Source organism: Paraburkholderia youngii (genome assembly GCF_013366925.1).
Lineage (GTDB): Bacteria > Pseudomonadota > Gammaproteobacteria > Burkholderiales > Burkholderiaceae > Paraburkholderia > Paraburkholderia youngii.
Genome location: NZ_JAALDK010000001.1, coordinates 5,798,107 through 5,812,748, shown reverse-complemented (window position 1 = coordinate 5,812,748; position 14,642 = coordinate 5,798,107). Strand labels below are relative to the sequence as shown.

Genomic DNA, 14,642 nt, shown 5'->3' with positions numbered 1-14,642 from the left:
GGTATCGCCAACGAACCCGACAACTACTCAGCGAGGGCGCGATGGACTGGCTACACAACATCTTTCACAAGTCACCGGAGATGGCGCTGTTCCTGTCGCTCGCGGTCGGCTATTTCATCGGGCAGATCAACTTCGGCAAGTTCCAGCTCGGCGGCGTGGGCGGCTCGCTGCTCGCGGCGGTCGTGATCAGCCAGGCGGGCGTGACGGTCGACAACGGCGTGAAGGCGGTGATGTTCGCGGTGTTCATCTACGCGGTCGGCTACGACTCCGGGCCCGGCTTCTTCAACTCGCTGAACCGCAAGACGCTGCGCGAGATCGCGATGGCCGTGTTTCTCGCGGTCACCGCGCTGATCACGGTGGTCGTGTGCGCGAAGCTGTTCCATCTGAACAAGGGGCTCGCGGCCGGACTCGCGGGCGGCGCGCTCACGCAGTCGGCGATCATCGGCACCGCGGGCGACGCGATCGCGCGGCTCGGCCTGCCCGCCGATCAGGTCAGATCGCTGCAATCGGACGTCGCGATCGCGTACGCGGTCACCTACGTGTTCGGTTCGCTCGGCGCGATCATCGTGTGCGTGAACATCCTGCCGAAGTTCATGGGCCAGGGCTTGCGCGAAGCGTCGATCGAGGCGGAGCGCGAGCTGTCGTCGGGCGCGCCGACGCGCGGACCGGGGCAGGTGGCGGCGCTGCCCGAACTGGTCGGGCGCGCATACCGGATCGACTTCAGCGCCGGCAAGAGCGTGCAGGCGGTCGAGTCGCTGCACGGCGAAGGTCTGACGATCGAGCGCGTCAAGCGCGGTAACCAGCAGATCGAGCCGAAGCCCGACTTCGTGCTGCAACCCGACGACATCGTGCTCGTCGTGGGCCGCCGCGAGGCGGTCGTCGCGTTCGGCGCGAAAGGCAACGAGGTCGGCGACGCCGAGGACATCGGCGTCGTGATGCAGACGCGCGAAGGCGTGTTCACGCGCAAGGGCATGAATCACACGACGATCGCGGCCGCGCGCCAGATGATCGATCGCGACATGCGGCACGGCGTCTACGTGCAGAGCATCACGCGCGTCGGGCAGCCGCTGCCGGTGTTGCCCGAAACCGAGCTGCAGCACGGCGACGTGATCACCTTCTACGGCGCGCCGAAAGATACCAAGCGCGCGGTCGAAGCTGCCGGCTACGAGCTGCCGTACAGCAACAAGACCGATTTCATCTACATGGGCGTCGGCCTCGTGATCGGTCTGCTGATCGGGCTGATCGTCGTCAACGTGGGCGGCGTGCCGCTCACGCTCGGCTCGGGCGGCGGCTGTCTGCTGGCGGGCCTGCTGTTCGGCTGGATGCGCGGCAAGCATCCGATGTACGGCGTGATGCCGTCGGCCGCTTCGCAATTGCTGAAGGACTTCGGGCTCGCCGCGTTCGTCGCGGTGGTCGGTCTGAACTCGGGCCTGCAGGCGGTCGTCACGGTCAAGCAAAGCGGCGTGACCATCTTCCTGCTCGGCGTGTTCGTCACGCTGTTTCCGCTTCTGCTGACGATGCTGTTCGGCCGTTACGTGCTGCGCTACAACAACGCGGCGATTCTGGCCGGCGCGCTGTCCGGTTCGCGCAGCGCCAACCCGGCGTTCGGCGGCGTGCTCGATAAGGCCGAAAGCGCGGTGCCGACCGTGCCGTTCGCGATCACCTATGCGATCGCGAACGTCGCGCTGACACTGCTCGGGCCGCTGGTCGTCGGGCTCGTGTAGCGCGCTCCCCCGACGTTGATCGCACGGTTGTCGAAAGCCGTTGCGTATCGATCCCTGTAGCCGGCCGCAACCGGGACCCCTCGCCACGCCGGCGTGTTTCACCTCTTCACTGGAGAACGCATCATGGCTAAAGAGAAGGGCGATAAGAAACGCTCGGGCGTGGACGCGGGTCTTGCCGCGCTGAGCCCGTTCGAACTGAAGGACGAACTGATCAAGGCCGCCGGCGGCGGCGCGGTCGAGCGGGCCGCCAACATCGCGATGCTCAACGCCGGCCGTGGCAATCCGAACTTTCTCGCGACGATCCCTCGCCACGGCTTCTGGCAGCTCGGCCTGTTCGCGATGCGCGAGTCCGAGCGCTCGTTTGCGTACATGCCCGAAGGCGTCGGCGGTTTTCCGCGCCGCGACGGACTCGCGGAGCGCTTCGACCTGTTTATACGCGAGAACCGCGGCGTGCCCGGCATCGACTTTCTGCGCGGCGCGGTGTCGTACGTGCGCGATCAGCTCGGGCTGTCCGGGACCGACTTTCTGTATGAGATGTGCGAGGGCATTCTCGCGTCGAACTACCCGGTGCCCGACCGCATGCTGAAGCTGTCGGAAATCATCGTCGGCCAGTATCTGCGCCGCGAGATGATCGGCAAGCATCCGTTCATCGGCGAGTTCGACATCTTCGCCGTAGAAGGCGGTACTGCGGCGATGACCTACATCTTCAACACGATGCGCGAGAACCATCTGATCAAGGCGGGCGACTCGATCGCGCTCGGCATGCCGATCTTTACGCCCTACATCGAGATCCCGGCGCTGAACGACTATCAGCTGAAAGTCGTGCATATCAATGCCGACGTCGCGCACGGCTGGCAGTACTCGAAGCAGGAGCTCGACAAGCTGCGCGATCCGAAAGTGAAGGCGTTCTTCCTCGTGAACCCGAGCAATCCGCCGTCGGTGAAGATCGACGACGCGAGCCTCGAGCACGTCGCGGATATCGTCAAGGATCGGCCCGATCTGATCCTGCTGACCGACGACGTATACGGCACGTTCGCCGACAACTTCGTGTCGCTGTTCGCGCTCGCGCCGAAGAACACGATCCTCGTCTATTCGTACTCGAAGTATTTCGGCGCGACCGGCTGGCGTCTCGGCGCGGTGGCCACGCATCGTGACAACGTGCTCGACAAGCTGATCGGCGAACTGCCGGCCGACGTGAAGAAGGAGCTGCATCGTCGCTACGAGTCGATCACGACCGAGCCCGACAAGCTGAAGTTCATCGACCGGCTCGTGGCCGACAGCCGCACCGTCGCGCTCAATCACACGGCCGGGTTGTCGACGCCGCAGCAGGTGCAGATGGTGCTGTTCTCGCTGTTCTCCTTGATGGACACGCCCGACGCGTACAAGAACGCGCTGAAGCGCCTGATCCGCAAGCGCAAGCAGGCGCTGTACGAGGAAGTGGGCATCGCGTTCGAGGACGACGATCCGAACCAGGTCGACTACTACACGATCGTCGACATCGAATTCCTCGGTGAAAGAGCCTACGGGCGCGAGTTCGTCGACTGGCTGCTGAAGAACACCGAGCCGTCCGAGCTGCTGTTCCGGCTCGCGCGCGAGGCGCGCGTGGTGCTGCTGCCGGGCCGCGGCTTCGGCACCCAGCACCCGTCGGGGCGCGTGTCGCTCGCCAATCTGAACGAGTCCGACTATCGCAAGATCGGTCGGGCGATGCGCAGGCTGATCGAGGAGTATGTCGAGCGCTACAACGCGGCGACCGGCAGCAAGCTCGACAAGAGCAAGGTGATGAAGTGACTGGCGAGGGTGTACCGGTCGCGCCTGGCGGCCCGCGACCCTGGCCAAAAAACTTGCGCAATCGCGCGGTTCGGTGAATGATCGGACGAACGGCCTCGAGCGGCATATCTGCGGCGAGGCCGTTCGTTCCTTTGCGCTTCACCTTCACACACCGATCATGCCGACTTCAACCTCTACTACCGTTGCTTCGTCCGTCCCCTGTCCGGTTGTCGAATCGCTCGACGCCATCCTTCCCGAAGAACCGCTGCTGATGATGGGCGCCGGTCCCGTGCCGATTCCCGCCGCGGTCGCGAAGGCCAATGCGATCGTGATCAACCATCTGGGCGGCACGATGGCGAAGGTGGTGAACCAGGTGAAGACGATGGCGCGCTACGTGTTCCAGACGCAGTCGAAGTGGGTGCTCGGCGTGGCAGGACCGGGATCGGGCGCGATGGAGATGGCGATCTGCAATCTCGCGTGGGAAGGCACGCGCATGCTGTGCATCAAGAACGGCTTCTTCAGCGACCGCATGGGCGAAATGAGCCGGCGCGTCGGCGCGAAGGTGACCACGCTCGAAGTCGCGGACCGCACGGTCGCGAGTCTCGATCAGGTCGCCGACGCGCTGCGCCGCGAGCGTCCCGAGGTCGTCACGGTCGTGCAGGGCGAGACTTCGAACACCGTGTGGAACCATCATCTGAAAGACATCGTCGCGCTCGCGAAGGAAGCCGGCGCGCTCGTGATCGTGGACGCCGTCTGCACGCTGAGCACGATGCCGCTCGAAATGGACAACTGGGGCATCGACGCGGTGATTACCGGCGGCCAGAAGGGCTTGTCGTCGATTCCGGGTGTGTCGCTGATCGCGTTCTCAGACGCGGCGTGGGCGCGCGTCAAAGGCCGCACGGTGCCCAACACGCACTGGTGCCTCGATGCGTCGCTGGCGGAAAACTTCTGGCACAACGCCGGCTATCACTACACGGCACCGGTGTCGGGCGTACTCGCTTTGCACGAGGCGCTGCGGCTCGTCTGCGCGGAAACGCTGGAGAAGCGCTTCGCGCGCCATCTGAAATGCTCGCTCGCGTTGCAGCAGGGCGTCACCGCGATGGGCCTGCAACTGTATGCGCCGGAGAATTGCCGGCTCAACTCGGTGATCGGCATCGAGGTGCCTGACGGCCTGAGTCCCGCCGACGTCTGCGCGCATATCTCGCGACAGCATCAGGTGGAAATCGCTGGCTCGTTCGGTTTGCCGATCGTGCGGATCGGCCAGATGGGCGAGCAGTGCCGCGAGCACAACCTGTTTCGCACCGTGCACGCGCTCGGCCGCACGATGGTCGATCTTGGCGTCAAGGTCGATCTGCCGGCGGGTGTCGCGGCGCTCGAGCGCGGATTGAGCGAAGGTAAATAAGGCATTTTCCGACGCGCTACGAATAGCATTCGCAGCGCGTATTTTTTGTGCGATCCAGCACTTTATAGTCCCATTAGAAAGTTTTTTTCCGCCATTATCGCGTTGCAATAAATTAATGCTTCGCAACGTTTTTACATAACAAATGCATAATTGGCGAAACCCTTACGCAATAAGGCTGAGCGCCTTTCGAAAGGGTTTTTTCTGTTCATACTTTCTTTTGCTCTCTGTGCGCCGGCGCACGTATCGAGATCAGGCGGAAACGTAAAGTAGGTCACGGCGAGCGCAGCGCAATGCGCTCGCTGCGGTAAATCGCAAGACCATGATTCGACACACGGCGCGTGCCAGGACGCGCCTGCCGCGCTCATGCATGCTTTCCGCCGAAACACAGCTTTAACGCCGAAGCGCCCCCGCGAGGCGATAAAAAGGATTTCTATCCGATTCGATAGTTCGATCGCGTGGAGTCTCGAAGCATGTCTTCGAGGGCCCATGCACGTACGAAGCAAGGAAATCGACACTATGGCGAGCGCATACGACTCAGGTCAATCGGCAGGGGTTATTGTTGGAGCAGAGTTGAACGGACTGGGGGTGGCGCGATCGCTCGCGCAGGCCCGCGTTCCGGTTGTCGCAGTCGATACGAGGAGCCGCGCGGCGACGTGGTGCCGACACGTTCATGCGCATCAGATAAAAAGTTTTGTTGGGAAAATATTCGTCGACGAAATGATCGAACTCGGCAAGCGTTTCGATCGTCTGCCGGTTCTGATTCTGACCGACGAAGACGCGGTGCATGCGGTGTCGGAAAATCGGCTGGCTTTGTCGCACTGGTATCGATTCCGTTTGCCCGCCGACGACACCGTCAAGATGTTGTCGAGCAAGGCGCGCTTTCACGAATTCGCACAGAGCCACGGCTTTCCGGTGCCGCGCTCGGTCGTGCTCGAAAAGCTTGCCGACATCGAACGGCTGGCCGAATTGCGCTACCCGTGCGTGCTGAAACCAGACGACAAGCGCAACGTGCTGCGTGGCGAGAAAGAACGCGCGGTGCGCGTCGACACGCTGCAGCATGCACGCGATCGCGCGATCGCGATGCTGGCGACACCAGGCGGAATCATCGCGCAGGAGTGGATCGAAGGTCCCGACAGCAACATTCACTTCACGCTGTTCTATCGCGGCGCCGACGGCAACATGGTCAGCATGTTCACCGGCCGCAAGGTGTTGAGCTCGCCGCCGGGCGTCGGCAACACCGCGATCTGCGTGGCCGCGCCCGAAGCGCGCGGGACGCTCGAACCGCTGACGCGGCGCTTCGCCGAGGCGGCCGGTTTCGACGGCATGGGCAGCATCGAGTACAAGTGGGACGACAACTACAACGAGTTCGTGATGGTCGAGCCGACGGTCGGCCGCACGGACTGGCAGGAGGAGATCGCGACGCTGTGCGGCGTCAACATTCCGCTTGCCGCGTACCGCCATGAACTCGGCCTGCCGTTGCCAGTCGAGCGCCCGAGCCGGCTACCGGTTGCGTGGCGCGCGACGTTTTCCGACCGGCCGCCGCCCGAACTGCTGAGCGAACGCACCAAAATTTTCGATGGCTATTTCCGCTGGGACGATCCGTTCCCAGCGTTGCAGCACTATGTCGTGATGAATCCGCTCCGACGCATGAAGCGCAGCTGGAAAAAAGCGATCAGGGCGCCCGAGTCGCGTCAGGCGAAAGCCTGACGCTGGCGACGAGAGCCCGTCCCCTGGAGACCAGCAATGTCTTTGACCGATACCATCATCATTGGCGCGGGGCCCTACGGGTCATCTCTTGCCGCGCATCTGAAGGCCGCCGGCGTGGATCACCAGATCCTCGGGGAACCGATGGGAGCGTGGCGAAACTACATGCCGCCCGGCATGCTGCTGCGCTCCGAAGCTTTCGCGTCGAGCATGCACGCGCCGCGCAGCGGCTTTACCGTCGAAGACTTCTGCCGCCTGAAAGGCCTGCCTTACCGGCCGCTCGGCATGGCGCTGCCGCTCGAGACCTTCGTCGAGTACGGGCTGTGGTTCCAGTCGAATCTGGTCGGCGATATCCAGCCGGTCGACGTGCTCGCATTGCGCCGCGTCGGCGATCAGTTCCAGCTGTCGCTGAGCGACGGCCGCTCGCTCGCCGCGCGCCGGGTCGTGATCGCGCTCGGCCTGAAGGGCTTCGCGCAAACTCCGCCGGCGCTGCAGGACTTGCCGCCGCAGTATGCGTCGCATTCGGAGCTGTACGGCAACCTCGAGTGGGCGCGCGGCAAGGACATTGCGATCGTCGGCGGCGGGCAGTCGGCGCTCGGGCTGTCCGCGCTGCTCAACGAGCTCGGCGCACGCGCGCACGTGCTGATGCGCGAGAGCAGCGTGGTGTGGCACGAGCGGCCGCACGGCGGGCGCAACATCCTGTCGCGCATCAAGGGGCCCGACGCGGGGCTCGGGCGCGGCTGGCGGTCGCTGTTCCTGTCCGAGTTTCCCGGCGTGTTCCACATGCTCGACCCGCGACGCCGCAAGCTGATCATGGAGCACACGTATGGCGCGTCTGGCGCGTGGTGGCTGCATGATCGCGTGGTCGGCAAGGTACAGATATCGCATCGCACCGTGGTGCGCTCCGCGGCGATCGAAAACGACCGCGTCGTTCTGAACGTGCTGACCGACGGCAAGGAAGCACGCGTGAGCGCCGATCACGTGATCGCCGCGACCGGCTTCAAAACCGACATGCGCCAGCACGCGTTCCTGTCGAAAGATCTGGCCGACGCGATTTCGAATCAAGGCGGCATGCCCGACCTGAGCTCGCACTACGAAACGCGCGTGCGCGGCCTCTATGTGATCGGACCCGCGTCCGCGCATAGCTTCGGGCCCGTGATGCGCTTCGTCTATGGAACCAAGCACGCGTCGCCGACCGTGGCGCGGCACCTTATCGGCTCGTTGAAAGCGGGCTCGCGGCAACGCGCGTGGCCCGTCGCCCATGCACCCATGCCGGAGCGCTCAGGTGAATAAGACCCAAACAACGGGTGCGTCTGTGCACTCGCGCCTGTCCGATCGCTACCGCGGGCCCCGCATGAAGCGCTACAAGGCGCTCGTGAAGGAGATGCTCGCGGGCTTCGTGTTGATGTCAGGGCTCGCGTGGTGCACGCGCAAGCTGCTGTGGCGCGATCGCGTAGCCGTGCTGCTTTATCACGATCCCGATCCGGACACGCTCGACCGTCACCTGACCTATCTGAGCAAGCTGTGCGAGTTCGTGCCATTGACCGACGTCAGCGCGCCCGGCCGCGGCCGGCCGCGCGTGGCGATCACGCTCGACGACGGCCACGTGGGCAACGCGAAGCTATTGCCGGTGTTCATCAAGCACAAGGTGCGCCCGACGATCTTCCTGTGCAGCCGCATCGTCGGACGGCCGCGCAGTCACTGGTGGCTGCATCCGGGTTCGCTGCGCGTCGGCCATGAACGTCTGAAGCGCATGACGAACGAAGAGCGCCTCGCCGCGCTGGCGGCTCAAGGCTACCAGCAGGACGGCGACGACCGGCCGACCGGCCTGTCGATCGAACAGATGCAGGCGATGCGCGAGCACGTCGACTTCCAGGCGCATACGCGCTTCCATCCGATCCTCACGCATTGCAGCGACGCTGAAAGCGAGGCCGAAATCAGCGACAGCCGCCGTGAAATTGCGGCGCTGCTGCAACAGCCGTGCGAGCACTTCGCGTATCCGAACGGCAATTACGGCGAGCGCGAAGTGGAGTTCGTGCGCGCGGCGGGCTTCAAAACCGCGCGGACCTGCGACATCGGCTGGAACGATCAGCACACCGATCCGTACCGGTTGCGCACGATCATCATCGACGATGCGGCGTCGACGCTGCGCTTCGCGGCGCAATTGAGCGGCATTGCGCTGTTTCTGCGTTATCTGCGCGAGAGGGGCGGCTGGCGCGGCAAGTTTCCGCAGTTTTGAACAGGGGGAGCGCCCGGACCAGGCGATTGGTCCGGGCAAGCCGTCCGGGTTCTTCGCGAGACGGCACGAGAGGCAGACAACAGGAGGGGAACATGCAGCGTTGCAGGGTACTGGTGATCAACGATTACGCGCACATGGGCGGCGCGGAAGTGGTCTATCAACAATCGGCCGAGCTATTGGGCACGCTGCGCGGCGTCGAGGTCGAGCGTTTCGACGATAGCCAGTTTTCCGGCCGCTCGACGATGCTGACGCGCTCCTGGAACATGACCGCCGCGCGCGCACTCGAAAAGACGCTGCACCGTTTCCGGCCGCATCGGCTGATGGTGCACAACTACCACAACGTGCTGTCGCCTTCGATTCTCAGCGTGATCGCGCACAACCAGCGTCAGTTCGGTTACCGCGCGTATCACACCTGCCACGACTATCACCTCGTCTACTACAACCCGTCGCTGCAGTACTTCGACAAGGACAAGCGGCCGATCATTCTGCCGCTCGACGTGCTGCGCACCCGCGCGGTCCTCACGTTGCGGCCGACGCCGAAGGGCCTCGTGCACGATCTGATGACGAAGGCGTGGTGGCATGCGGTACGCGCGGCCTATCAGCCCGCGCGCGTGTTCGACAGGATCTTGTGCCCGAGCCTGTTCATGCAGCAGGCGCTGCATCGCGTGGGCATCGAGAACACGGTGATCGTGCACAATCCGTCGGCGGTGCCGAGCGCGATGCCGATCGTCACGGTGCGTGGCAAGGAACGCTTCAACATCGCGTTCGTCGGACGGATCTCGCCCGAGAAAGGCCTGCTGCAATTTCTGACGCTCTGCGAGGCGGCGGGCTTCGAGCGCATCAATAGCATCGGCGTGTATGGCGACGGGCCGGATCGCGCGGCGATCGAAGAACGTTACGCGTCGCTGATCGCCGAGCGCAAGCTGATCCTGTTCGGCACGATGCCGCAGCAGCAGTTGTTTCCCGCGATGCGCGAGTTCGCCGATGCGGTGGTCGTGCCGTCGGTGGGCGCGGAGAACGCGCCCCTCGTCGTCGTCGAGGCGGCGATGCTCGGCCTGCCGGTGCTGATTCGCGATGGCGGCAGCATGGCGGTGACCGCGGAATCGGTCGGCAACAAGATCAAGTTCAATTTCGATCCGGGCAGTCTGAAACAGGCGCTCGGCGAGTTGGCCGTTCATCTGGCCGATGAGCACAGAAAGTACGACGTCGGAGAATATCTGCCCGAGCATTACGCGCGGCGTCTGGCCGAAATCATGCACATCGGCGAAAGCTCGGCGCCCATCGCGCCGTCGCGCCGGCGCGCGCGTTATGCAGATAATCCGCGTCCGGCGCCCTGAAAATAGTCGGCGCTGATTGTGGCGAACGGCGTGTATATCCGCACGCTTATCGTCGCTTTAAACATGCGTTTTTTATTGCGTGATTTGTCTGAAGCAATCCTGTAGCAATCGGCTTTTGTGTGCGCTGCCGAACGTTGTAAGGACGGGCTCTCTGAATATTATGATTGCCAAGAAAGGCTTTTTATCGAGCGTTGTAGCGCGCCGACGAAACGGCAGACTCATCAAAACAAGAGCATGTGCATGTCGTGAGCGTTTGCGTGGAAAAACGGCGGACGAGACGCGGCTAATCGGGGAAATATCTCTACCGGGCCCGGCAGTCAGCTCAACCCAAACAGGAATGTGGCCGCAAGCGGCCACATCAGCGATACGGGGGATCCAGACGGTGATGCGCTACAGCTCAGCGCACGCTGTACGGATCGGAGGTCTCGGGAGACGCGTAGGTCTGGTCTGAATTCCACAAATCGCTGCCGTAGGGGTCCGCTGAGTTCTTGCCGCGGACAGGCTGTGCAACGCTTGTACGTTTCTGCTTCGGAAGGCTGTTTTTAGTTTGGGTGTACACGTTGGGCGCGACATAGCGGTTCTTTTTTGCGTATGCGAGATCCGACGGAGAGCCGTAGAGCGTCGGTGAACTGGCCGCATGAGGCGTCATCGCGTCGAGTTGCGAGTGCTTGGCGACATAACGCGGGGCATAAGCGGAAGAGGAGGCGGACACGATGATCTGGGCGTATCCCACCTGGGCAGTCAGTAATACCGGTAATACGGCGGCAAGAAGTTTTTTCATTTCGGTCTCCGTAAGAACGCGAGTGGTGCGATGTTAGGGAAAAGAGCCGAGCTCGCATAGGTGCTGTTACACACAAAGGTAGCCGATGTGGCGTAAATCGGCTACCCCCGTCCGATCGAGGCGGTCGGCTCGATCGGACACCGGCGTCACTGGATGCGGCGACGTGCCGGTTCGGGCGCCGGGAAGAAGTGGGAAACCGTCGGGACTTTGGGAGAACTCGCATGAACCAAAGCAGTGCACCATTCGATAGCCGGAACAACAACAGCGAACATCCGCCGGCAGGCTTCGCGAACTATCTGGATGCGCTGTATGACAACCGCAAGCTGATTGCCCTCACGACGGCCATCGCGGTTGCGCTCGGCATCGGTTATTCGGTGTTCTCCGAACCCGTCTATCGCGCGGACATCCTGGTGCAGGTCGAAGAGAACGCGGGTACCTCGTCCAAGAGCGTGATCGGCGATGTGTCCGCGATGTTCGACGTGAAGACCGCGACGTCCGGCGAGGCCCAGGTGATCGGCTCGCGCATGGTGGTGGGCCGCGCGGTCGACAAGCTCAATCTCGACATCGAAGCGGCGCCGCGCTACTTCCCGCTGTTCGGCCGCTGGCTCGCCCGTCATTCCGATCATCTGTCGACGCCGGGACCGCACGGCTACGTGTACGGCAACGAGCGCATCAAAGTGTCGAAATTCGATGTGCCGGAAGAGCTGTTCGATCGTCCGTTCGTGCTGAGGATGGGCGAGGGATCGAGCTACGAGCTGCAATACGGCAAGCTGAAGCTCGAAGGCACTGTCGGCCAGGCGCTGAACGCGACGACCAACTACGGGCCGCTGACGCTCGTCGTCGACCGGATCGACGCGAAGCCCGGTGCGACGTTCGAGGTGCGGCGCCAGTCCGCGCTGACGACGACCGAAAAGCTGCGCAAGGAATTGACGATCTCCGAAAAAGGCAAGGAGTCCGACATCCTCGGCGTGTCGCTCGAAGGCAGCGATCCGAATAAGATCAGCGCGATTCTCGGGACCATCGCGGGCGAATACGTGAGCCAGAACCTGAAGCGCAAATCCGAGGAAGCGGAGCGTTCGATCCGTTTCCTCGAAATGCAGCTTCCGGAAATGCGCCAGCAGCTTTCCGATTCGGAAACGCGCTTCAACGACTTCCGCGCGAAGCATGGCACCGTCGATCTCGGCGAGGAAGCGACCAACCTGTTGCAGCTGTCGGTTCAGGCGCAGACGCGGCTCGCGGAACTCCAGCAGAAGCGCAATGAACTGCTGTCGCGCTTCACCGACCAGCATCCGGCCGTGCAGTCGGTCAACGCGCAGTTGCGCGCGGCGCAACAGGAAGCGAAAGATCTCGCGAGCCGGACGCAGTCGCTGCCGCCGCTCGAACAGAACGTGCTGCGCCTGCAGCGCGACGTGCAGGTCGGCACCGAACTCGACACCTCGCTGCGCAATACGCTCGAACAGCTGAAGCTGATCAAGGCGGGCAAGGCCGGCAACGTGCGCATCGTCGACGGCGCCGTCGCGCCCGATACGCCGGTGCGGCCCAAGCCGCTCCTGATCATCATCGGCGCGCTGATGCTCGGCGTGTTCGTCGGTTCGGTGATTGCGCTCGTGCGTCAGCGTCTGTTCGACGCGATCGACGATCCGTACGAAGTCGAGCTGCGCACCGGTCTGCCGGTCTACGCGAGCGTGCCGTTCAGCCGTCAGGAAGAGCGCTTCGCGCACAGCCGTCGCCGGCCGGAGTCGAAGGCGCTGGTGCTCGCGGGCGAAGCGGTGATCGATCCGGCGATCGAAAGTCTGCGTGGCTTTCGCACCGCGCTCGAATTCACGATGACCAAGGCGCGCAACCATATCGTGCTGATCACGGGCCCGACGCCGGGCATCGGCAAGTCGTTCGTGTCGCTGAACCTCGCCGCGGTCATCGGTGCGACCGGCAAGCGCGTGCTGCTGGTCGACGGTGACCTGCGCCGCGGCTTCCTGCATCGGCATCTCGGCGGCGATCGCGGTCCCGGCCTGTCCGATCTGATCCAGGGCGCGTACCGCCCCGAAGAGCTGATTCGCGCGACCCGTTTCCAGGGTGTCGATTTCATCGCCAGCGGCCGCCAGGTTGCGAGCCCGAGCGACGTGTTGTCGAACACGCGGCTCGAGTCGGTGCTGCGCCAGGTCGCGACCGGCTACGACGTCGTGCTGCTCGACGGACCGCCGGTGCTGCTCGCCGCGGATGCGGTGCGGCTCGCGTGCGTGGCTGGCACGACGTTCTTCGTCGCGCGTCAGGGTGTGACGGGCATCGGCGAGCTGCGTGAGTCGGTCCGCCAGATGCAGAAGGTCGGCCTGCCGGTGCGCGGCGTGATCATGAACGGACTGAAGATGCGGCCGGGACGCTACAGCTACGGCTACGGACGCTATCGCTACGCGGCCTACATCTATAAACCGTACGACCGATGAACCCGGGCGCGTGGTTCGCGACGCTCCCGCGGTGCGGGGCGTAGCGCCCGAACGGACCGATCAGAAAACCAACATAGCAATGCGAAGGGATCTTACGGCCGCGCTTGCCGAGCGCACACCGTACAGGCAAGGGACTACTCGGATGAAACAGCTATTTGTCACGCCTTTTCTGCCTCAGAAAAACGCGCCGCAAGCTGGCCACCGGTTGGCCTACGACTACCTGATCAAACTGAGCGCGGAATCGGAGCTCGACGTGCTGATCGTGTCGCGCGTGCCGGTCGACGAAAAAGACATCGAGTTTCGCGCGAACGTGCGCAACGTCTACATCCAGTACGTGAGCCGGTTCGACCTGATTCCGTCGTTCCTCGCGAATCCGCTGACGTTTTCACCGCGCCTGTTCTCGCGCTATAAGCCCGCGATCGGCAAGTTCCTTTGCGAGCTCGTCGACAGGCACCGTTACGACACGGTGCGGCTCGAATTCTCGCAATGCTTCACGTATGCGCAGAATCTGCGCGAGCGTTTCCACGACGGCGTGAAGATCGTGATGTGCGCGCATGACGTGCAGATCCAGGTGATGCTGCGCATCAAGTCCATCGAAGGATGGCTGTTTACACGGCAGACCTTCATGCTCGAACAGCGTCTGCTGAAGCTGGCCGACAAGGTGCTCGTGCTGTCGAGCAAGGACGCGCAGCTGATCAACGGCCTGTACCCCGGGGTCGGCACGGTGCAGGTCGTGCCGATCTCGCTGCCGGCGTTTCTGAAGGAAGTGCGGCGCTCGAAAGACACGGTCGAAAAAGGCAACATCCTGTTCTGGGGGGCGATGCAACGCCGCGAAAACGAAGAGGCGCTGCTCAATTTCATCGACACGATTTTTCTGCCGCTGCGCCGGCGCGGTCTGCAACTGAAGCTGTTCGTGGTCGGTTCCGATCCGAGCGAGCGCGTGAAGCGCCTCAACAGCGACGATATCTGCGTGACCGGCTTCGTCGAAAATCCGGGCAAGTACTTCGAGGCCGCCGCTATCGGCGTGGTGCCGCTGCTCTCGGGCGCCGGCGTCAAGCTCAAGACGCTCGAGATGCTCGCGGCGAAACTGCCGGTCGTGTCGACGCCGCTCGGCGCGGAAGGCGTCGAGCACGACGGCACCTTGCTCAATGTCTGCGAGATCGATGAGTTCCAGCGCGTGATCGAGCGCATCTACCGCGGGGAACCGGTCAACGTCAACGCCTCCGTGGCGTATCAGGCGTGACGCC

10 protein-coding genes are annotated in these 14,642 nt (G+C 63.4%); 9 read left to right on the top strand and 1 reads right to left on the bottom strand.

The features are described 5' to 3' along the window. The first annotated feature begins 41 nt into the window (after positions 1-41). The 7 genes from aspT (at position 42) to G5S42_RS26440 (ending at position 10,173) form a co-directional block, all read left to right on the top strand. Positions 42-1,724: an aspartate-alanine antiporter gene (gene aspT / locus G5S42_RS26470; protein WP_176109445.1), complete on the top strand. Its 1,683-nt coding sequence runs from the start codon at positions 42-44 to the stop codon at positions 1,722-1,724. Positions 1,725-1,847: 123 nt separating this feature from the next. Beyond that, complete coding sequence (locus G5S42_RS26465) at positions 1,848-3,512, top strand: bifunctional aspartate transaminase/aspartate 4-decarboxylase (protein WP_176109444.1); 1,665 nt, start codon at positions 1,848-1,850, stop codon at positions 3,510-3,512. 157 nt (positions 3,513-3,669) lie between these two features. Next, positions 3,670-4,893: a pyridoxal-phosphate-dependent aminotransferase family protein gene (locus tag G5S42_RS26460; protein WP_176109443.1), complete on the top strand. Its 1,224-nt coding sequence runs from the start codon at positions 3,670-3,672 to the stop codon at positions 4,891-4,893. Between the two features lie 717 nt (positions 4,894-5,610). Further along, positions 5,611-6,600 (top strand): carboxylate--amine ligase, encoded by a 990-nt coding sequence (locus tag G5S42_RS26455; protein ID WP_246392082.1) that lies wholly within the window; start codon positions 5,611-5,613, stop codon positions 6,598-6,600. Positions 6,601-6,636: 36 nt separating this feature from the next. Beyond that, positions 6,637-7,890 (top strand): FAD-dependent oxidoreductase, encoded by a 1,254-nt coding sequence (locus G5S42_RS26450; protein ID WP_176109442.1) that lies wholly within the window; start codon positions 6,637-6,639, stop codon positions 7,888-7,890. A 61-nt stretch (positions 7,891-7,951) separates the two neighbouring features. Continuing rightward, positions 7,952-8,836, top strand: a complete 885-nt coding sequence (locus G5S42_RS26445) for a polysaccharide deacetylase family protein (RefSeq protein WP_176110644.1) — start codon at positions 7,952-7,954, stop codon at positions 8,834-8,836. Positions 8,837-8,928: 92 nt separating this feature from the next. Next, positions 8,929-10,173 (top strand): glycosyltransferase, encoded by a 1,245-nt coding sequence (locus G5S42_RS26440; RefSeq protein WP_176109441.1) that lies wholly within the window; start codon positions 8,929-8,931, stop codon positions 10,171-10,173. A 397-nt stretch (positions 10,174-10,570) separates the two neighbouring features. On the opposite strand, the gene G5S42_RS26435 is transcribed toward G5S42_RS26440, so the two are convergent. After that, on the bottom strand, positions 10,571-10,954 hold the full coding sequence (locus tag G5S42_RS26435; RefSeq protein ID WP_176109440.1) for a hypothetical protein: 384 nt from the start codon (positions 10,952-10,954) through the stop codon (positions 10,571-10,573). 221 nt (positions 10,955-11,175) lie between these two features. Here G5S42_RS26435 and G5S42_RS26430 point away from each other — a divergent pair, with 221 nt between their 5' ends. Continuing rightward, the gene (locus tag G5S42_RS26430; RefSeq protein ID WP_176109439.1) at positions 11,176-13,395 is read left to right on the top strand and encodes a succinoglycan biosynthesis protein ExoP; all 2,220 of its coding nucleotides are present in this window, start codon (positions 11,176-11,178) and stop codon (positions 13,393-13,395) included. 142 nt (positions 13,396-13,537) lie between these two features. After that, a complete protein-coding gene (locus tag G5S42_RS26425; protein ID WP_176109438.1) occupies positions 13,538-14,638 on the top strand; it encodes a glycosyltransferase in 1,101 nt (366 codons plus the stop codon). Positions 14,639-14,642 lie beyond the last annotated feature (4 nt).

What these genes read in the sequence shown, in the direction of transcription:
- aspT (WP_176109445.1), top strand. Translation starts at nt 42, where the DNA reads ATGGACTGGCTACACAACATCTTTCACAAGTCACCGGAGATGGCGCTG.
- G5S42_RS26465 (WP_176109444.1), top strand. Translation starts at nt 1,848, where the DNA reads ATGGCTAAAGAGAAGGGCGATAAGAAACGCTCGGGCGTGGACGCGGGT.
- G5S42_RS26460 (WP_176109443.1), top strand. Translation starts at nt 3,670, where the DNA reads ATGCCGACTTCAACCTCTACTACCGTTGCTTCGTCCGTCCCCTGTCCG.
- G5S42_RS26455 (WP_246392082.1), top strand. Translation starts at nt 5,611, where the DNA reads ATGATCGAACTCGGCAAGCGTTTCGATCGTCTGCCGGTTCTGATTCTG.
- G5S42_RS26450 (WP_176109442.1), top strand. Translation starts at nt 6,637, where the DNA reads ATGTCTTTGACCGATACCATCATCATTGGCGCGGGGCCCTACGGGTCA.
- G5S42_RS26445 (WP_176110644.1), top strand. Translation starts at nt 7,952, where the DNA reads ATGAAGCGCTACAAGGCGCTCGTGAAGGAGATGCTCGCGGGCTTCGTG.
- G5S42_RS26440 (WP_176109441.1), top strand. Translation starts at nt 8,929, where the DNA reads ATGCAGCGTTGCAGGGTACTGGTGATCAACGATTACGCGCACATGGGC.
- G5S42_RS26435 (WP_176109440.1), bottom strand. Translation starts at nt 10,954, where the DNA reads ATGAAAAAACTTCTTGCCGCCGTATTACCGGTATTACTGACTGCCCAG.
- G5S42_RS26430 (WP_176109439.1), top strand. Translation starts at nt 11,176, where the DNA reads ATGAACCAAAGCAGTGCACCATTCGATAGCCGGAACAACAACAGCGAA.
- G5S42_RS26425 (WP_176109438.1), top strand. Translation starts at nt 13,538, where the DNA reads ATGAAACAGCTATTTGTCACGCCTTTTCTGCCTCAGAAAAACGCGCCG.